Origin of the sequence: Streptosporangium sp. NPDC051023 (assembly GCF_040689595.1) — a bacterium.
GTDB lineage: Bacteria > Actinomycetota > Actinomycetes > Streptosporangiales > Streptosporangiaceae > Streptosporangium.
In genome coordinates this window covers 58,276-76,864 of the sequence record NZ_JBFBCE010000034.1, presented here as the reverse complement: position 1 = coordinate 76,864, position 18,589 = coordinate 58,276, and the positions used below count along the sequence as shown (strand labels likewise).

Genomic DNA, 18,589 nt, shown 5'->3' with positions numbered 1-18,589 from the left:
TGACGTAACCACAACCTACTGCGTCGGCACACTATGGCAGGCGCTTCGGAACTGGACAATCCTTTGACAGGTGTCGACAAGCACCTGCTCGACCTCGTCCAGCGGCCGTTCCTCCCGCTCGGCGTTGGCCACCGCCGCCGCGGTGAGCTGCACGGTCATCGCCTGCGCCGGGAGGTTCAGCCGCTCCCACGGGTCGCCGTCCGCCCCGGCGGCGAGTCCGCCCGCGGCCCGGTAGGCGGCGAGGAAGCGGTGCCAGACACCGGGGTCGAGCAGCCCGGCGGCGAACCAGGCGGCGGGTCTGGCCAGGTCCCAGGCGGGGTCACCGATCCCCAGGTCGTCGACGTCGATGAGGATCCACTCGTCCCCGATCCTGACGAGCTGGCCCATGTGCCAGTCGCCGTGGGCCAGCCCGTGCGCCCCCGATCCCGCTCCGGGGCCCGCCTCAGGGGCCGGGGCCTGGCCCGCGGTGGCCGGAGAGTCCAGGGACAGGCAGGCCATGGCCCTGCGCACGACGAGCGCGGCGGCGGAGTCGCCCTGCAACCGGGCGACCGTCGCGGCCACCCGCGCGGGCCCGCCCGCCCCGGGCAGTGGGGGCAGCGTCCGTACCGGTACGGCGTGCAGCCTGGCCAGCAGCCGCGCCGCCGCCTCCCACGGGGCCGCGTCCGGGTCCAGATGGTCGACCGGGGTCCCGGCGGGCCATACGGTGACCAGCCTGCCGCCGACGGTCTCGACCTCCTCGGTGACGGGCTCAAGCATGATCCCGCGCAGCGCCGGATGCGCGACGGCCCGCATCCGCTCCGCCAGTGGCGCCCGCTCGGCCCCGGGGGCGTGCGCCTTCACCACGACGGCCCCGGCCCGCACGATGACCACGTCGGGCCGGGTTGGCACCACCTCGGCGGGGGCGGTGCCGTACCGGGCCGCGATGCGGCGGAGCTCGTCGATCAGGTCGTCGCTTTCGCTCATCCGGCAAGTGAACCACTGATCGGAGCCTCGCCGTACGGGCGCATAAAGTGCTGCCATGAGGATCGGATTCGCGATACCCGTTTCGGGCTCCTGGGCGACGCCGGGCAACATGGTGCGGATCGCTCGCAGGGCGGAGGAGCTCGGCTATCACGAGGTGTGGACCTTCCAGAGGCTGCTGTACCCGCAGGGCCACTCGATGGGCCCGGTCTACCGCAGCGTGCACGACCCGGTGGTGACGCTGGCCTACCTGGCGGGGGTGACCGAGACTGTGAGGCTCGGCGTCGCGGTGCTCAACATGCCGTTCGCCTCGCCCGCGCTGCTCGCCAAGCAGCTCGCCAGCCTGCAGGCGGTCTCCGGCGGGCGCCTGGACGTCGGGCTCGGACTCGGCTGGCTGCGGGAGGAGTTCGCGGCCTCCGGGGTGCCGTTCGACCGGCGGGGACGGCGCGGCGAGGAGTACATCCACGTGCTGCGGCGGCTCTGGTCGGAGGAGACGGTCGAGCACAGGGGCGAGTTCTACCAGCTGCCGCCCGTGCACCAGGACCCCAAGCCGCCGACGCAGCCGCCCATCCTGCTCGGCGGGAGCGCCGAGATCGCGCTGCGGCGTGCGGGACGGCTCGCGGACGGCTGGATCAGCGCCAGCCAGGAGGATCTCGGCCGTATCGATGAGAAAATCTACATTGTAAAGGAGGCCGCCCGTGCCGCGGGCCGCGATCCCGAGACGCTGCGCTTCGTCACCCGCGGCCCCACTCGGATCCGCCCCGCGGGAACCGCCGGACGCGCCCCGCTGACCGGCTCGTTCGAGGAGATCCGGCAGGACGTGACCATGCTGGAGGCCAGGGGCGTCACCGATGTCTTCCACGACCTCAACTTCGATCCGGAGATCGGCTCGCCGGACGCGGACCCCGAGGAGTCGATGCGCAGGGCGGAAGCAGCCCTGGAGACCCTCGCGCCCTGACCAAGCGTTGGGTTGGATGGGGGTATGAGGGAACAGGAGATCGCGGACCGGCTCGAGATCGGCGACCTGCTCGCCAAGTACGCCTACGCCATCGACAACGGGGACTGGGCGCGGCTCGACCTCGTGTTCACCGCGGACGCGATAATCGACTACACCTCGTCGGGCGGCGTCAGGGGCACCCGTGAGGAGGCCCGGCGATGGCTGGCGGAGGCGCTGCCGCGCTGGCCGGGGCGGCATCACCTGATCGGTGCGCCGATCATCAGGTTCGAGGGGGACGAGGCCGTGGTCACGGCCTCGTTCACCGGAACGCTCGCCCCCTCCAGGGACACGCTCCCCGCCGACACACCCGGACTGGTCCGCGGCGGCGGATGGCACCACCACCGCATGGTCCGTACGCCCTACGGCTGGCGCAGCAGGGAACTGGTCGAGGAACAGGCCTGGCGCGTCGTGTGGTAGGCGATGCGGCGCGCGCCGGACCTGTCATCCTTGGTGCCGTGTATGTCGTATCTGTCGGGCTGGAACGCGGGGGAACGGTGAAAGAGCGCAAGCCGATCGAGTGCTGGCTGTCGGACATGGACGGGGTCCTCGTCCACGAGGGGCACCCCGTTCCCGGCGCCGACGAGTTCGTTCGCCGTCTGCGCGAGTCGGGCAAGCGCTTCCTCGTGCTCACGAACAACTCCATCTACACGCCGCGTGACCTGGCCGTACGGCTGCGCGCCGCCGGTCTGGAGATCCCCCCGGAGTCGATCTGGACCTCGGCGCTCGCCACCGCGAAGTTCCTGGACGGCCAGCGCCCCGGTGGCTCGGCCTACGTGATCGGTGAGGCGGGACTGACCACCGCCCTGCACGAGGCGGACTACGTGCTGACCGACATCGAGCCCGACTACGTGGTGCTCGGCGAGACCCGCACCTACAGCTTCACCCAGATCACCCGGGCCATCCGGCTGATCGAGGGCGGCGCCCGTTTCATCGCGACCAACCCCGACCCGGTCGGCCCGTCCAACGAGGGCTCGCTGCCCGCGTGCGGCGCGGTCGCGGCGATGATCACCAAGGCGACCGGTGTGCAGCCCTACTTCGTCGGAAAGCCCAACCCGATGATGATGCGCAGCGCGCTGCGGGCCATCGAGGGCCACAGCGAGACCACCGCCATGATCGGTGACCGGATGGACACCGACATCGTCTCCGGCATGGAGGCCGGGCTGCACACGATCCTGGTGCTCAGCGGCGTCACGACCAAGGACCAGATAGACCGCTACCCCTTCCGGCCGTCCCAGGTGGCCAACTCTGTCGCCGACCTGATCGACCTGATCGACGCCGGTACCTGACATCACCTGTCACCCTCCGGTGCGAGGCTGGGGGCATGACACGCGTTTACCTGGAGATCGGTCCCAAGAAGGTCTTCGCCTGCTCGGTCGAGTGGCCCGGCTGGTGCCGGATCGGAGGAGGCGGCGCTGGAGGCCCTCGTGGACTACGCGCCGCGTTACCGGACGGTCGCCGAGCGGGCAGGGCTGGTCTTCGAGCCCGGCGATCCGGTGGTCGTCGAGCGTGCGAAGGGCGGGACGACCACCGATTTCGGGGCAATCGAGGCGATTCCCGCACTGGACGGCGAGCCGGTCGGTGCGGCGGAGGCGGAACGGGCCGTCGCACTGGTCAGGGCGGCGTGGGGGCTCTTCGATTTGGCCGGACGGAGCGAAGGGGCGTTCGCCGGTCGGCGGGCGTGCCCTCGCCGGGGTGTGTCCGAGCGCGGGTTTGCCTTGACGCCGGTGTCAGGGTTCTAGCATCCCGGCGGGGGACCAACGGGCGGGTGACCTGCCGGAGGCCGCGCCCGATCCTCCGACACGCATGCCCCGCGCCGCGGATCCGCGGCGTGAACGGACCGGAGGAACGGCGATGAAGTTCGGAATCAGCTACGGCACGCCCTATTTCGGAGTCGACCCCGAGAAGATCGTGGCCTTCGCGCGGCTTGCCGAGGAGTGTGGCTTCGAGTCGTTGTACATGCCCGAGCACATCGTGCTGTATCCGGGCGCGAAGGTGGGGCCGTACGAGATGCCGCCGTCGCTGCCGTACGCCGACCCGCTCGACTGCCTGAACTTCGTCGCGGCGGCCACGGAGCGGATCCTGCTCGGCACCGGTGTGCTGCTGCTGCCGTACCACCATCCGGTGACCCTGGCCAAGCGTCTGGCCACCATCGACCTGCTGTCCAAGGGCCGGATGCGGCTGCTGACCGCGGGCATCGGCGCCATGCCGGGCGAGGCGCGGGCGGTGGGGGTCGACTACGCCAGCCGGGGCCGCCGCGCCGACGAGGCGATCGACGTGCTGCGGCTGCTGTGGGCCGGAGGAGAGGACGGCGTCAGTTTCACCGGGGAGTTCTTCTCCTTCGACAATCTGTGCAGTTTCCCCAAGCCCCACGAGACCACCCGGCTGCCGATCCACATCGGGGGATCGAGCCGGGCGGCCGCGCGCCGGGCCGGGCTGCGCGGCGACGGCTACTTCCCCGGGGGCGCGCTCGACGCGACGGAGCGGGCCGTCCAGTGGGAACTCGTCCGGTCGAGCGCCGCCGAGGCCGGGCGCGATCCGCGGGCGCTGGAGTACACCCGTTTCGGATCGATCGACATGCCCGTCGAGTGGGTTGAGGGACTCGCCGCGCAGGGGGTGACCCGTGTCGTCGTGAACACCGCCGCCACCGAACCTGAGCAGCAGCGCGAGGAACTGTCGGCGTTCGCCCGGCGGTTCGGCCTCCTCGGGCACCGTCCTCACCAGTGAGCCGGGTTCGAGTTCCTGGCGCGCCACATGAGGTGCACCCAGCATCAAATACCTGGTCAGCGCCTCGGCGATCCCACGGTCGACGACACGGAATCTCAGAACCGGGACACTAGACGGATGAGTTCGCCGGGCGTGGCCGCCGTCAGTGGCCCGGGGAGCCGGTGACCTCCTGATCGGCCTGCCGGTCCTGTCGTCGTGCCAGCAGGCCGAGGGCTGCCGCCTCACCCGGCGCGTGACCGGTCTCCCGATGCGTCGCGAGTGCCAGCTCCGCGTCGCGCCGGGCTCCCTCCCGGTCGTGCAGCCCGTGCCTCGCCCGCGACCGCGCGGTCAGGGCCTGCCCCTCGTGCAGCCGGTATCCGGCGCCGCGGGCGATCGCCAGGGCCAGGTCGGCGTGCCTGACGGCCGCGCCGTGCTCGCCGAGCGCGTTCGAGCACGCGGCCAGCTCCAGGAGTGCCTTCATCTCGGGGTATCTGGTGCCCGCCGCGCGGGCGGTCCGCAGCGCCTCCCGCTGGTGCTCCCCGGCGGCGGGGAGGTCGCCGAGATGCCGGCACACGGTGCCGAGCGTGTTGAGGGCGTCGGCGACCAGGCGCCGGTGCCCGGTCTGCCAGGACGCCTCCAGCGCGGCCTGGGCCAGGTCGAACGCCTCGCCGAGCCGCCCCGCGTCTCGGTGCACCGCGGCGAGGTTGCGCATGGTGTCCGCCTCGTTCCCCCGGTTGCCGACCTCCCGGTGCAGCGCGAGCGCCGCGACGAGGTCGTCGTACGCCGCGTCGAGCAGGCCCATGAAATGCCTCACCTCGCCGAGCACGGCGAGGTTGTTCGCCTCCCCGGCGTGGTTCCCGAGACGGCGGCACACGGCCAGCGAACGGTCGAGGCAGTCGGCCGCCTGCGCCAGGCGGCCCATCTCGAGGTAGACGCAGCCCAGGTTGCCCAGGTTGACGGCCTGTCGCTCCTCGCTTCCGAGCGCGAGGTTGAGGTCGAAGGCGCGCCGGAGGTAGTCGCTCGCCTGGGCGAGCATGCCGAGGTCGGCGTGCGTGACGCCCAGGTTGCCGAGTACGGCGGCCTGGCCTTCGCGCCAGCGGGCCCGCTCTGCCAGCTCCAGGGAGAGCGTGTAGTGCCGGATGGCCTGGCGCTGCCGTCCCTGGAAGCCGTGCAGCCCCGCCAGGCTGAGCTGGAGCACGGCCTGCGCCTTCCGGTCCCCCTCCGCCTCCGCCGCGGCGAGCCCCGCCTCGGCGACCGTCGCCCAGTCGACGGAGCTGTGGCGCATGAAGAAGTATCCCCGCAGCGTGTCCGCGATGAGCCAGGCCAGCTCGCGCGGTCCGTGCACGGCGGTGAAGGTGACGGCGGCGACCAGGTTCTGCGCCTCGGCGTCGAGCCAGGCGGACGCCGCCGCGTGGTCGTCGAAGCCGGAGGGCGAGGGCGGGACCTCGGCGGCCGGCGGCTCCAGGCGCATGAACTGCGGGTACAGCAGCCGGGCCGCGACGTCCGCGGTCGACAGGTAGTGCCCGTGCAGGCGGGCGAGCGCGGCCGCGCGCTCCTGTCGCGTCTCCTCCGCCCGCGCGTACTCGGCCGCGCACAGGCGCAGCAGGTCGTGCTGGGCGAACCGCCCGGGGGAGGGCTCGTCGACCAGGTGCGCCGAGGTCAGGACGCGCGCGAGCTCGGCGGCCTTCTCCTGGGTCGTCCCCATGAGCGCGGCGGCCGCGGCGGTGGTGACGTCGGGTCCGGTGACGAGTCCGAGCAGCCGGAAGAGCCGCCGGGCCGGGGCGGGCAGGCCGGTGTAGGAGAGCCGGAAGGCGGCCCTGACGGCGGACTCGGGGTCTCCCGGCACCTCCAGCGCGTTGAGCCGGTTGCCCGCGCGCAGCTCACCCGCGTACTCCGCGACCGTCCTGCGCCCGCCGCCGAGGAGGTTGGCCGCGGCGATCCGCAGGGCGAGCGGCAGGTGCCCGCAGAGGATGGCGAGGTCGAGCACGGCCGAGGGCTCCGCCCGTACCCGGGCCGAGCCGAGCAGACGGGTCAGGAGGGTGTGTGACTCCCTTTCCGTCAGCACTCCGAGGGCCACCCTGTGCGCCCCGTCGCGTGCGACGAGCCCCGCCATCGCGTCGCGGCTGGTGATGACGGCGACCGATCCCGCGTCTCCCGGCAGCAGCGGCCTGACCTGGTCGGGGCTCGCGGCGTTGTCCAGCAGGATGAGCACGCGCCTGCCGGACAGCAGGGTGCGGTAGAGCGCCGCGGCCTCCTCCTGGTCCGAGGGCACCTGCTCGGGTGGCACGCCGAGGGAGTGCAGGAACCGTGACAGCGCGTCGGCCGGGCGCAGCGGGCCCTCGTCGGCGTACCCCCTGAGGTTCACGTGCAGCTGCCCGTCGGGGAACCGGTTCCTTACCCGGTGCGCCCAGTGCACCGCGAAGGCGGTCTTGCCGACCCCGGCGGTTCCGGTGACCACCGCGATCGTCAGGGTCTCCTCATGTCTGTCCAGCAGCCGGTCCAGCAGGCGCAGCGCCACGGTACGCCCGGTGAACGCGGCCACCCCGGCTGGAAGCTGGGCGGGCGGCCGGGCGGACGGCCGCGGGGGCGGCTGGAGGGGCGGCGGGGAGGACGGCGGTGAGGGTGCCGCGGCCGCGACGAGGCCCTGTCCTCGCTCTCCCCGTTCTTGCTCTCCCCGAGGGCGCCGGGGTCCCCGGCGCGCGTCCGGGATGCCGCCTGCGGCCGGTTGCCCGCGGAGGATGCGTAGGTGGGCCGCGCGCAGTTCCGCGCCCGGTTCGACGCCGAGCTCGTCGGCCAGCCTGTCCCGGATGCCGGTGAAAAGGCGCAGTGCCACGGCCTGCTCGCCGCATCCGGCGAGCGCCGTCATGAGCCGGGCGGTCAGCCCCTCGTGCAGGGGTTCGTCCTCGACGAGCGGCCACAGCGCCTCGGCGATGTGCCGGTGGCCCGCTTCGCCCGCGGCTCCGTCCGCCGCCATGTCGGCGTAGCCGAGCGCCGCCTCGACACGGCGGCGGGACGCCGCGACCGCGGCGGGGTGGCCTCGGAGGGAGGCGGGCGCTCCGGTCAGCACCGGGCCGCGCCAGCACCGCAACGCCTCGGCCAGCAGCTCTCGTGCCCCGTTCCGGTCTCCCGCTGCCCTCACGTGCTCGGCCCGCGCGCACAGTCTGCCGAACCAGCCGAGGTCGACCTGGTCGTCGGCCAGGTCCAGAACGTACCCGTCCGGCGTGCGGCGGATCGTCAGCGCCGCCCCGCCGGCCGCGCGCGCGGGTTCCAGGCCGGCCCGCAGCCTGCCGACGTAGACCTGGACCAGGTTGGCGCAGGTCCGCGGCGGGTTGTGCTCCCACAGCACGTCGACGATCTCTCCGATCGAGACCGGGCGCCGCAGCCGCAGCGCCAGGAGGCCGAGCAGAGCGCGCGGCATGGCGGAGCCGATCTCCAGCGTGACGTCGCCCCGCCGTACGGACAGCGCGCCCAGCACGCCGATCCACAGGCCGGGCTCGGCCGTACGGCTCCGCGGCGCCTCGAAGGCCGCCAGCAGGTCAAGCCGCTCGGCCTCCTGGAACGGCAGAGCCGAGAGCAGCCGTTCCAGGGAGGCCCGGTGCGGGCGGCTCACCCTTCCCTGCTCGATGTCGCGGATCGTCCGGACGCCCAGGCCGGTCCTGGCCGCGAGTTCGTGCTGGCTCCAGCCTGCGGCGACCCGTGCGCGTCGAAGCGTTTCGCCCGCCGAAACCTGTGTCGACCGTCCCTGCGTGGCCACACGTATCTCCTGTCGCGCTCGCGCCGATAACGCGTACTGCTGCCGGAATTTCTGCCGGTTCCCGCCGCTCGTCCTCGCGGCCCGCCCGCCGGACGGCGGCGTTCTGCCTGCGTGGGGGGACGACCGGCGGCACCGGGCGTGCCGCTGATCTGTTAAGAAGCTTTTTAGTAAAGCACACGGTGCCGTTCTTTACCGTCATGACCGAAAACACCGGTTCGCAGAGACGGGAAGAGTCGTGGAATATGTCGCGATCGGGTGCGGCGTCACCCAGGCCGTCGTGTTCACCGTCGCCGTCGCGGGCAAGGCGCGCGGCGTACGGGCCTTCCACGCCTTCGCCCGTTCCCTGGTGGAGGCACGCCTGGTGCGACGCGGGTGGCGTACGGGCGCCGCCGCCTGCGTGATCCTCGTCGAGGCCGCGGTCGTGCCGCTGCTCGCGACGCCGGGTTCCGCCGCGCTCGGCTTCGCGGTCGCCGCCACGCTGTGCGCGGTCCTCACCGGCGCGGTCACGCTGACCCTGCTGCGGCGGATACCGGCCTCGTGCCTGTGCTTCGGCGCGCGGCCGAGCCGGATGGGGTGGCCCCACGCGGTTCGCAACGCGATCCTGGCGGCCGTCGCCGGCCTCGGCTACGCCACCGCGACAGCCGCGGGGGCCGCGGGTGCTACGGGCGCGCACCCGGTCCGTGCCGCGGGTGTGGCGGTTGCCGTCTGCGCGGGGGCGGTCGGGGCGCTGCTGCTCATCCGGTTCGACGACCTCGCGCACATCTTTCACCCGGCCGACTCTCTCGACAGGAGCGTGCTCCGATGACCTACCTCGTCGCCGCAACCGTGCTCAGCACGACGCTGACGGTGCTGAACCTCGTCGTGCTGCTGGGGGTCGCCGCCCGGCTACGCGAGCTCGCCGCTGGGCGGTCCCGGGGACATCCCCAGGGCCACTCCCAGGGCCACGAGGCGCTCCAGCCCGTGCTGCCGCCCGGCGCAACGCCGGAGGCGTTCACGGCGGTCGACGTCGACGGCGATCCTGTCGGCGCCGGGGGCGCCAGGCTGGTCGCCTTCTTCGCGCCGGGCTGTTCGCTGTGCCACGAGCGGATGCCGCAGGTGCTGGAGTACGCCGGGCGCGGCGGGTTGCGCCGCGAGGACGTGCTGGCGGTGGTGATCGGCGACGGTGACGAGACGGACGAGCTCGTCGCGGAGCTCGCCCCAGTGGCGCGCGTCGTCGTCGAGGAGATCGAGGGCCCGGTGTTCCGGGCGTTCGGGGTGAAGGGGCTGCCCGCGATGTACCTGATGGACGACCGGGGCGTGATCCGCGCGTCCGGCACCGACCTGACCGGCTTCCCGGTCACCGTACCGGCGTGAACCGCCCCCTGGGCCCGCGCGCCGGCCTCGGGCACGCTCGCGCGGCGGTGGCCCTGGCCTGGCGCGGCGGCCCCGGACTCCTGGCCGCGCAGGCCGTGCTCGCCTGCGCCGCGGGCCTGGCGCCCGTGCTGACGGCCTGGTTCACCAAGATCCTCCTGGACCGGCTGACCGGGCCGGGAGCCACGGTGCCCGCGCTGCTTGCCTGCGCGGCCGCCCTGCTGGTCCTGGGCGCGCTGGCCGGGACCGTCCCGCACCTGGCGGGGTACGCGGAGGCGGAGCTGGAACGCGGGGTCGGCCTGCTGGCCAGGGAGCGGCTGTACACCGCGGTGAACCGGCTGCCCGGCCTCGTCCGCCTCGAGGACCCGGAATTCCAGGACCGGCTGCACCTCGCCGAGCAGGCGAGCAGATCGGGCCCCGGCCGCCTGGTGACGAGCGCTCTCGGCCTGGCCCAGGCGGCCATCATGATCGGCGGTTTCCTGCTCACCCTGACGAGCGTGAGCCCCGTCGCCGCGGCCGCGGTCCTGCTGGCGGTCGTGCCGCTCGTCCGCGTGCACCTCCGGCTCAGCCGTGAGCAGGCGGCGATGCTCTGGAGCACCGGGCACGGCCAGCGCCGCGAACTGTTCTTCGCCCGCCTGCTGAGCATGCCGCACGCGGCCAAGGAGGTGCGCCTGTTCGGCCTCGGCGACTTCTTCCGCGACCGCATGCTGGACGAGCTGCGCGCGGTGAACGCCGAGCAGCGCCGGGTCGGGCTGCGCCGGCTGCGCGGCCAGGGAGCCCTGGCGCTGCTGGCGGCGGCGATCGCGGGCGCCGGGCTGCTCTGGATCGTCGGCGAGGCGGTGGCGGGCAGGGCGACCGTGGGCGACCTGTCGGTGTTCGTGGCGGCCGTCGCGGGCACGCAGGCCGCGCTCGCGGGCGCGGTGCAGGGCCTCGCCGCAGGGCACCAGGCCCTGCTGCTGTTCGACCACTACCAGGCGGTGAGCGCGGCCGGGCCGGACCTGCCGCTGCGGCCCCGCCCTACGGCGACGCCCGCGCTCAGCCGGGGCGTCGAGCTGCGGGACGTCTGGTTCAGGTACGGCCCCGAGCAGCCGTGGATCCTGCGCGGGGTCGACCTGTCCATCCCGTTCGGCCGCTCGCTCGCGGTGGTCGGCCTCAACGGGGCGGGCAAGAGCACCCTGGTCAAGCTGCTGTGCCGCTTCCACGACCCGGACCGGGGATCCATCCGATGGGACGGCGTCGACCTGCGGGAGCTGGAACCGGCCGCACTGCGCGAGCGCGTCGGCGCAGTCTTCCAGGACTTCGGGGCCTACGACCTCAGCGCGGAGGAGAACATCTCCGTCGGAGACCTCTCCGCGCTCGGCGACCGGGCCCGCGTCGAGGCGGCGGCGCGGCGCGCGGGCGCGGACGCGGTGGTCCGCGGGCTGCCGCGCGGCTACGACACGCTGCTGACCAAGATGTTCTTCCGCGGCTCCGCGGACGAGGAGGAACAGACAGGCGTGACGCTGTCGGGCGGGCAGTGGCAGCGCGTCGCCCTGGCCCGCGGCCTGCTGCGGGAGCGGAGCGACCTCATGATCCTCGACGAGCCGAGTTCGGGTCTCGATCCGCGGGCGGAGCACGAGGTGCACACCGTCCTGCGCGAGCACCGGGCGGGCCGTACCACGCTGCTGATCTCGCACCGGCTGAGCGCGGTCCGCGACGCCGACGTGATCGCCGTGCTCGCCGACGGGCGGATCGCGGAACTCGGCGGCCACGACGACCTGATGCGCGCGGGCGGCCGCTACGCGGAGTTGTTCGAGACCCAGGCCAGGGGATACGCCGCGGCGGGCACGCCGTGACCGCGCTCGCGCTCGTGCTGGGGGCCGGGCTCGTGGCGGGCGCGTCCGTCCTCACGGTTCTGCGGCGGCGCTTCCTCGCCGTCACCGTCAGCGGCCTGAGCATGGAGCCGACGCTGCGGCACGGCGACCTGGTCGTGGTGCGCAGGGCGGGCATCGGCGCCGTGCGCGCGGGCCGGCTCGCGGTCATTGCCGCGCCCCCCGGGACCGGCCGGGACCTGATGGTCAAACGAGTGCTCGCCGTGCCCGGCGACCCGGTCCCGCGCGACGAGATCCCGGCGCTGGCCCGCACCCGCGACCTCGTCGTGCCCGCGGGCCGCCTGGTCGTCATCGGCGACAACCTCCCGCTCAGCCTCGATTCACGCGGGTTCGGCTACGTGCACGCCCAGCAGCTGCTCGGCGTGGTCGTCCGCCACCTGCCACGGTCTCCGCGCCGGTAGTCCGCCGGCCGGTGAGGAAAGGAAGAACGACAATGATCAAGATCGCGCAGCTGGCCGGAGAACGCCTCCTGTCCCACCTGCTGCCCACCGCGACGGCCGGGGCGTTCTGCCGCCCGCAGACCTACTGCGTCCAGTGCGACAAGAACTGGTACAAGCGCTACTGGGTCTACGCCGACTGCTCGACCGACTACACCGCCTGCATGAACGGCTGCTGACGGAGCGCGTGAGGGGCTGGGCGGCGCGGTTCCGCCCGGCCCCTCCGCCGCTTTTCGTGTCATTGGGAGATCAGGTCGGGCAGCCTGCTGATGTTGTCGGCGAGGTAGGCGCCGAGCTCGGGCGGGATCAGGTTGATGGCGGTGATCTCGGCGGGGTCGAGCGGCAGCCGCACCACCTCGTAGACGCCCCGGGCGGGATCGGAGAACTCCGGGCCGCAGCGCAGGGCAGGGTCCATGGAGACCAGGCGGCAGCCGTAGACGTGCTGGGTCTTGACGGCCCCGTCGCGGACGCACTCCAGGGTGGTCAGCGGCGTGACGTCGGAGACGACGGCGCCCAGCTCCTCCAGGACCTCGCGGTGAAGGGTGTGCTCGAGGGAGGCGTCCTCCGGCTCGACGTGGCCGCCGGGGATCGACCAGTAGAGCTCCTCCCCGGGGATCGTGCGCCGGAACAGCACGAGCTGGTCGTCGTCGAGGAGCACCGCGCGGACGCTGGGGACGAGAGGCATCTGCCCATTGTGTCACCAGGACCAGACAATCCGGATTCCACACGCACCGCGACGGGGCCGCCGTCGCTCCCGTCCCGCCCAGCTGTTCCTGCCCGGTCATCCCTGCTCGGCCGGCTCGCTCCCGGCGCGGTACGGCGGGCGGCCCGGCCCCGGCGCGGGTCGCCGACGGGTCAGCGGGTCACCAGGGCAGCGGGCCAGCGGGGCAGTGGGTCAAGCAGGTCAGCGGGGCAGTGGGTCAGTGGTCGCCCCGGCGCAGGCGCTTGAGGTCCGAGCGCTGTTTCTTGGCGGTGATCCGCCGCTCGACGGCGCCCCTGCTCGGCTTGGTCGGGCGGCGCTTCTTCGGCGGCGGGGCGACGGCCTCCCGCAGGAGCTGGGCCAGGCGCATCTCTGCGGCCTCGCGGTTGCGCAGCTGGGAGCGGAACTCGGAGGCGGCGATGGTGATGACGCCGTTCACCAGCCGGGAGCCGAGACGTTCAAGCGCGCGGGTCTTGAACAGCGGCCCGAGCGCCTCCGTCGCGGCCAGGTCGAAGCTCAGCTCAACCCGGCTGTCGGTGGTGTTGACCCCCTGGCCGCCCGGACCTGAGGAACGGGAGAACCGCCAGTGGAGCTCGGCCTCGGGGATGGAGACCGAGCCGCTGATCTGAAGCGGGCCAGGCATGACGGACGACTCCTTCTCCCGGGTTCACGGATCCTGAGTTCACGGGCCCGCGCGCTCACGAGCTGTGGCTCCAGGATATCCAGGGGGTAAACGCATCGATCAAGCGATTTATCCCATCTCCGGTCAGGGGCCGCCGGATCCGGTCTTGTGGGGCCCCACGCCTTCCGCCACAGTGGCTCAGGGGGCCGCAGCGTGGAGATCTCTACGAGGAAGGGCGGGGGCGCGTGGACAAGATCGTCGGCGTGCACGGAATAGGCAAGTACCACTACTACCGCGATGCCGGTAACTCGGTCACGGGTGCGGCTCAGGCCGTACGCGAAAAATGGGACCTTTACCTGCACAGAGGGCTGACCGGCGGTGCGCCGTACGCCAACGAGCGCTATCTCAGCGACATCGCCTACTACGCCCACCTGCTGGGCGAGCACAAGGAGGACGACTCCCCCCGCGCCGTACAGAGCATGGACGCCTCCTCCCAGGAGGTCTTCGTCGCCTGGGCCAAGCAGCTCCCCGCGCTGGGGGAGGGGCTGACCGGCGCGCTGCACGCGGTCGCGGGCTGGCTGCTGGACCGCCTGCAGACCAACGCCGCCGACTTCGCCAAGTTCTTCTGCCCCGAGGTCGCCGCCTACATGACCGCGGACGGCGAGACGCGGGCGAAGGTGCGGGGCGCGGTGGCGGAGACGATCAGGCACAACCAGCCGAAGGTGGTGATCGCCCACTCGCTCGGCAGCGTGGTGACCTACGAGACGCTCTGGTCCAACCCCGACCTGGAGGTGGACCTGCTGATCACCCTCGGCAGCCCGCTCGGGATGCACAATGTGATCTTCGAGCGTCTGCTGCCCGCCCCGACCAACGGCCGGGGCAAGAAACCGCCGGCGGTCAGGCGCTGGGTCAACATCGCCGACAGGGACGACATCGCGGCGATTCCCGCCGAGCTCCGACAGCGCTTCACCGGGGTCGACCAGGAGGCGCTGGTGAACCTCGACTGGCTGGACTTCCACACCGTGAAGAACTACCTCGGGTGCGGCGCGCTCAACGAGCACTTGAAACCATACCTTCACTGATCCGTCATCGCCGAGTGGACGGTGCTCGCCGCGAGTGCGACGGGCCCGTCCGGTCCGGGGCGAGGACAGCGGCGCGAGGGGAGTTCTTCGCCGGGACGTCGCCTGTGGGTCGAGCGGCGTTCAATAACGGTGGGTAAGGCTCTTGCCTGTGCAACGGCTGTTCATTTTGTCGTGATTCGCAGGCCACGGCGGAGAAAGGTGGAAAGGTTGCACTGACGGTGTGGAGCAGAAGCCGTCACGCAGAGTGTTCCTTTCCGTCGCCGCCGCTGGTGCGGGCGGCCTGTTGCTCACCGGGGCGGGACTCGCGCCCGCCAGGGCTCTCGGCCGTGACCCGTTCACCCTCGGAATCGCCTCGGGCGATCCGTCGCAGGACGGGTTCGTGCTGTGGACCAGGCTCGCCCCGGATCCGCTCGGCTCGCAGGGGCACGGCGGGATGCCGGGCAGGGACGTGGACGTCGAATGGCAGCTGGCCACCGACGAGCGGTTCGCCAAGGTGGTGCGGACCGGCACGGAGACCGCGCGATGGGAGCAGGCGCACAGCGTCCATGTCGAGCTGGACGGGCTCGAGCCGGGACGGGAATACTTCTACCGCTTCCGGGCCGAGGGCCACCTTTCCCCGGCGGGCCGTACCCGCACCGCCCCGGCCGCCCAGGCCTCCGCGCCGCCCCCGCTGACCCTGGCCGTCGCCGCCTGCGCCCACTACGAGCACGGCTACTACACGGCCTATCGGAGACTGGCGGAGCAGGACCCCGACCTGGTCGTCCACCTGGGCGACTACATGTACGAGTACGGGCCCCAGGGATACACCGCCCTCGGCGGCAGCGTCCGCAAGCACACCGAGGGCAAGTGCGCCACACTGGCCGACTACCGGATGCGGCACGCGCAGTACAAGAGCGACGCCGACCTGCAGGCCGCGCACGCGGTGGCGCCGTGGCTGGTCGCCTTCGACGACCACGAGATCGAGAACAACTGGGCGGGGGGCGTCTCCAGCACCGACGCGCCGGAGTTCGCACAGCGCAGGGCCAACGCGTTCCAGGCCTACTACGAGAACATGCCGCTGCGCAGGGCGAGTGTGCCGCACGGAGCGTCGATACGGATCCACCGGCGGGTCGACTGGGGGCCGCTGGCCCGCTTCCATCTGCTCGACACGCGTCAGTTCCGCGACGACCAGGCCTGTGAGGACGGACTCAGGTCCGGATGCGACGACCGGCTCGCGACCCGGCGCACCCTGCTGGGGGAGGACCAGCGGAGCTGGCTGCTGGACGGGCTCGCCTCCTCGCGTGCCCGGTGGAACCTGGTCGCCCAGCAGGTTCTGATGGCCCAGCGCGACTACAAGGTCGGCCCCGGCACCGAGGTCAACCTGGACTCCTGGGACGGTTACGCCGCCGAACGCACCCGCCTGCTGACCGGCTTCCGCGACTCGGGCGCCGCCAACCCGGTGGTGCTGACCGGTGACATGCACATGCACCACGCGGCCGACCTCAGGCTCGACTTCGACGACCCCGACTCGCCTCAGGTGGCGGTCGAGCTCGTCACCTCCTCGGTCGCCAGTGACGGCGACGGCTATCGGGACGAGGGCAGGATGGCCGAGGCCATCGCGGAGAACCCGCACATCTCCTACATCGACCAGCGGCGTGGCTACATCGTCTGCCGGGTCACCCCGGAGGAACTGCACGCCGATTTCCGCACGCTGGACTACATCAGCCGCCGGGGCGCCCCGGCGAAGACCGGTGCCCGCTTCACCGTCCCCGCCGGGCAGTCTGCCTTGATCTAATCCTGCCTTGATCTATTCGCAGGGAATTCTGATGATTTTGTTGGATGATGCGGCATATGAGTGATCTTCCTAGGAGACTCGCCGCCGTGGCCCTCGCCGCTGTGCTGGGCGGTACCCTCCTCGTCCAGACCCCCGCAACGGCCGCGGCCCTCCCCGCCCTGTCCACTGTGTCCGCCGCGGGAGCCGCCGCGGCCACCGCCGACTTCCACTACGAGGTCTACTTCCCCAAGTACACCCGCAGGGGCGGGTACCTCACCTACAACGTCAAAGTGCGCAACAGGAAAGCCAAGGGCCAGCACTACGTGGCGCTCGTCGGTGAGTTCTCCGGGCACTTCCGCAGGGTCAAGGTGATCGACAAGCCGCGCAGCGTCAAGTGCTCCGTCAAGCGGCGGACCCTGGTCTGCATGATCTCCTCTCTCGACAAGGGAGACTCGACGGCCATCAAGATCAGGGGATGGGTCGGTTCGCGCAGAGGCACCGCCGTGGCGAGGTTCGGCGCGGCCGTCACCGACAATCCGGACGTCTCCGTGAAGAGACTCGCCAAGACGATCCGCCACCACATCAACGCGAAGTCGAAGGTGCTGTGAGCTTCGGGGGGAGCCCGAGAGGCCCGCGAGCGCGGGAAGCCCGAAACCCGGGCGACCGGTGCTCCCGTGAGCGTTGGAACGGTCTCCCCTGAGCTGTAGCCGAAGAGGACGTTCCCGGCGGCGGGCGTTTGCCCCGTCTCTCCCCGCCGCCGGGCACATGCCAGGTCAGGCCACTTTCCGCCCGTCGCCTGGCGTTTCCCGCGTGTCCCTCGCCCGGGTGTGGTGCTCGCCGGGAGATGAGGTCCTCGTGGGGTGTGGCGCTCGGCGGGGGATGAGATCTCCGTGGGCTGGGCGGGTAAAGAACGTGCCAGGATTGGGTCGTGACTCCTCCGCTTCCTAAAGAAAGCGGCTTCTCGCCAAACCGCTTATGCGGCGTCGCGAAGGGCAAGCCCTGCCCTCAAGATGTTGATCGCCGCGTTGACGTCGGCGTGCGCGGCGTGCCCGCACGCCGTACACCGGAACGCGGCCTGGCTGACGCGGTTCTCCTTCGCCGCGTGCCCGCATTGGGCGCAGGTGCGGGAGGTGTGGGCGGGGTTCACCGTGATCAGCGTGCGACCGGCGCTTTCAGCCTTGTCCGCAAGGACCGCAAGGAACACCCCCCAGCCCGCGTCCAGAATCGACCGGTTGAGGCCGGACTTGGCCGCAACCCGCTGGCCGGGGGCGTTGAGCGTGCCGGACGCCGAGCGGGTCATGTTCGCGATCCGCAGGTCCTCGTGCACGATCACGCCGTACCCGGCCACCAGCGCGAGCGCGACTTTATGCGCGTGGTCCAGGCGCTGACGGCGCACCTTCGCGTGCAGCGCCGCCACCCGGGCGGCGGCCTTACGGCGACGCCCGCTGCCGCGCTTCTTGCGGGCCAGAGCCCGCTGCGCCGCGGCGAGGCGGCCGGCGGAGGCGGCCAGGTGGCGCGGGTTGGCCAGGTGAGCGCCGTCGCTGGTTGTCACCAGGGAGGCGACGCCCAGGTCGATCCCGACCGCCGCCCCCGTGGCGGGCAGGGCCTGGGCGGGCACGTCCTCGCAGGACAGCACCACGTACCAGCGGGAGCCCTCCCGTTTGACGCCGACCGTCTTGACGGTGCCGAGCACGCGGCGATGCCGGTGGACACGGACATGCCCGATGCCTTGCAGGCGCACGAACGTTGCGGCGGGGTGGCCGGGCTGGGAGTCCCAGCGGCAGCCGTCGCCGTCCCTGGGCCAGGTGACCGTGTCGAACCGGCCCCTGCCCTTGAAGCGCGGGAACCCGGGCGTGCGGCCCTGGCGGACCCGTGCGAAGAACGCCGCGAACGCCTTGTCCAGGCGGCGCAGGGTGGCCTGCTGGGAGGAGAACGACCAACGGCCCTGCCCGGTGGGGTCGTCGGCGCGGATGTGCTTCAACTCCCCCGACTGGTCACCGTAGCGGACGCTCACCCCGGCCTTGCGGTAGGCGGTACGGCGGTGCTCCAACGCGCCGTTGTACAACTGACGGTGGTCCTCCAGGCACGCGGCGAGCGCGATCTGCTGGTGGCGGGTCGGACGCAGCAGGAACTTGAACGACCTACGCACGGCCGCTCCCCTCCAGGCGGGTCTTGACGCGCCCCGCGAGAACGGGGCGGCGGTACCCCGGACACCGCACGACGTGGTAGCCGAAGTCATACGCCGCGCCGGGGGAGGTGCGTACCTGACGAGTCACACGGCCATTACAACAGCACTACAACATCTAACGCACGGTGATCGGAGATTTCTGATGCGCAGACCAACCCGATCAGGGCACGCT

General features: G+C 72.1%; 18 protein-coding genes. 13 read left to right on the top strand and 5 right to left on the bottom strand.

What is annotated here, in order from left to right:
- Window positions 1-15: 15 nt before the first annotated feature.
- Window positions 16-963 (bottom strand): phosphotransferase, encoded by a 948-nt coding sequence (locus tag AB0395_RS23130; RefSeq protein WP_366283527.1) that lies wholly within the window; start codon window positions 961-963, stop codon window positions 16-18.
- A 55-nt stretch (window positions 964-1,018) separates the two neighbouring features.
- Between AB0395_RS23130 and AB0395_RS23125 the strand changes: the two genes are divergently transcribed.
- From AB0395_RS23125 to AB0395_RS23105, 5 genes are all read left to right on the top strand, one after another.
- Entirely contained in the window at window positions 1,019-1,918 is a 900-nt protein-coding gene (locus tag AB0395_RS23125; RefSeq protein WP_366283526.1) for a TIGR03619 family F420-dependent LLM class oxidoreductase, read from the top strand.
- A gap of 24 nt (window positions 1,919-1,942) precedes the next feature.
- Window positions 1,943-2,374 carry a nuclear transport factor 2 family protein gene (locus AB0395_RS23120; RefSeq protein ID WP_366283524.1) on the top strand — a complete coding sequence of 144 codons (432 nt, stop codon included), beginning with the start codon at window positions 1,943-1,945 and terminating at the stop codon, window positions 2,372-2,374.
- A gap of 116 nt (window positions 2,375-2,490) precedes the next feature.
- A complete protein-coding gene (locus AB0395_RS23115; protein WP_366283563.1) occupies window positions 2,491-3,243 on the top strand; it encodes an HAD-IIA family hydrolase in 753 nt (250 codons plus the stop codon).
- A 138-nt stretch (window positions 3,244-3,381) separates the two neighbouring features.
- A complete protein-coding gene (locus tag AB0395_RS23110; RefSeq protein ID WP_366283523.1) occupies window positions 3,382-3,696 on the top strand; it encodes a hypothetical protein in 315 nt (104 codons plus the stop codon).
- Window positions 3,697-3,808: 112 nt separating this feature from the next.
- Window positions 3,809-4,681 (top strand): TIGR03619 family F420-dependent LLM class oxidoreductase, encoded by an 873-nt coding sequence (locus AB0395_RS23105; protein ID WP_366283522.1) that lies wholly within the window; start codon window positions 3,809-3,811, stop codon window positions 4,679-4,681.
- A 142-nt stretch (window positions 4,682-4,823) separates the two neighbouring features.
- On the opposite strand, the gene AB0395_RS23100 is transcribed toward AB0395_RS23105, so the two are convergent.
- Entirely contained in the window at window positions 4,824-8,414 is a 3,591-nt protein-coding gene (locus AB0395_RS23100; protein WP_366283520.1) for a tetratricopeptide repeat protein, read from the bottom strand.
- Window positions 8,415-8,649: 235 nt separating this feature from the next.
- On the opposite strand from AB0395_RS23100, the gene AB0395_RS23095 reads away from it, so the two are divergent.
- The 5 genes from AB0395_RS23095 to AB0395_RS23075 are packed head-to-tail and all read left to right on the top strand — an operon-like array spanning window position 8,650 to window position 12,251.
- A complete protein-coding gene (locus AB0395_RS23095) occupies window positions 8,650-9,219 on the top strand; it encodes a MauE/DoxX family redox-associated membrane protein (protein WP_366283519.1) in 570 nt (189 codons plus the stop codon).
- Window positions 9,216-9,767: a TlpA disulfide reductase family protein gene (locus tag AB0395_RS23090; RefSeq protein ID WP_366283518.1), complete on the top strand. Its 552-nt coding sequence runs from the start codon at window positions 9,216-9,218 to the stop codon at window positions 9,765-9,767. Before AB0395_RS23095 ends, AB0395_RS23090 begins: the two co-directional genes overlap by 4 nt.
- A complete protein-coding gene (locus AB0395_RS23085) occupies window positions 9,764-11,599 on the top strand; it encodes an ABC transporter ATP-binding protein (protein ID WP_366283516.1) in 1,836 nt (611 codons plus the stop codon). The genes AB0395_RS23090 and AB0395_RS23085 overlap by 4 nt, the downstream gene beginning before the upstream one ends.
- A complete protein-coding gene (locus AB0395_RS23080; protein WP_366283515.1) occupies window positions 11,596-12,036 on the top strand; it encodes a S26 family signal peptidase in 441 nt (146 codons plus the stop codon). Before AB0395_RS23085 ends, AB0395_RS23080 begins: the two co-directional genes overlap by 4 nt.
- A 32-nt stretch (window positions 12,037-12,068) precedes the next feature.
- The gene (locus AB0395_RS23075; RefSeq protein WP_366283514.1) at window positions 12,069-12,251 is read left to right on the top strand and encodes a hypothetical protein; all 183 of its coding nucleotides are present in this window, start codon (window positions 12,069-12,071) and stop codon (window positions 12,249-12,251) included.
- A gap of 59 nt (window positions 12,252-12,310) precedes the next feature.
- On the opposite strand, the gene AB0395_RS23070 is transcribed toward AB0395_RS23075, so the two are convergent.
- Together AB0395_RS23070 and arfB are read right to left on the bottom strand one after the other, a co-directional pair.
- Entirely contained in the window at window positions 12,311-12,757 is a 447-nt protein-coding gene (locus tag AB0395_RS23070; RefSeq protein ID WP_366283512.1) for an NUDIX hydrolase, read from the bottom strand.
- Window positions 12,758-12,992: 235 nt separating this feature from the next.
- Window positions 12,993-13,415, bottom strand: coding sequence for an alternative ribosome rescue aminoacyl-tRNA hydrolase ArfB (gene arfB, locus AB0395_RS23065; protein WP_366283511.1), 423 nt, complete (start codon window positions 13,413-13,415; stop codon window positions 12,993-12,995).
- Window positions 13,416-13,639: 224 nt separating this feature from the next.
- On the opposite strand from arfB, the gene AB0395_RS23060 reads away from it, so the two are divergent.
- The 3 genes from AB0395_RS23060 (at window position 13,640) to AB0395_RS23050 (ending at window position 16,837) form a co-directional block, all read left to right on the top strand.
- Window positions 13,640-14,476 (top strand): hypothetical protein, encoded by an 837-nt coding sequence (locus AB0395_RS23060; RefSeq protein WP_366283509.1) that lies wholly within the window; start codon window positions 13,640-13,642, stop codon window positions 14,474-14,476.
- Window positions 14,477-14,696: 220 nt separating this feature from the next.
- Window positions 14,697-16,250, top strand: a complete 1,554-nt coding sequence (locus tag AB0395_RS23055; RefSeq protein ID WP_366283508.1) for an alkaline phosphatase D family protein — start codon at window positions 14,697-14,699, stop codon at window positions 16,248-16,250.
- Between the two features lie 56 nt (window positions 16,251-16,306).
- Window positions 16,307-16,837 carry a hypothetical protein gene (locus tag AB0395_RS23050; protein ID WP_366283507.1) on the top strand — a complete coding sequence of 177 codons (531 nt, stop codon included), beginning with the start codon at window positions 16,307-16,309 and terminating at the stop codon, window positions 16,835-16,837.
- Window positions 16,838-17,202: 365 nt separating this feature from the next.
- Here AB0395_RS23050 and AB0395_RS23045 read toward each other — a convergent pair whose 3' ends face one another.
- Window positions 17,203-18,378, bottom strand: coding sequence for a transposase (locus AB0395_RS23045; protein ID WP_366283505.1), 1,176 nt, complete (start codon window positions 18,376-18,378; stop codon window positions 17,203-17,205).
- Window positions 18,379-18,589 lie beyond the last annotated feature (211 nt).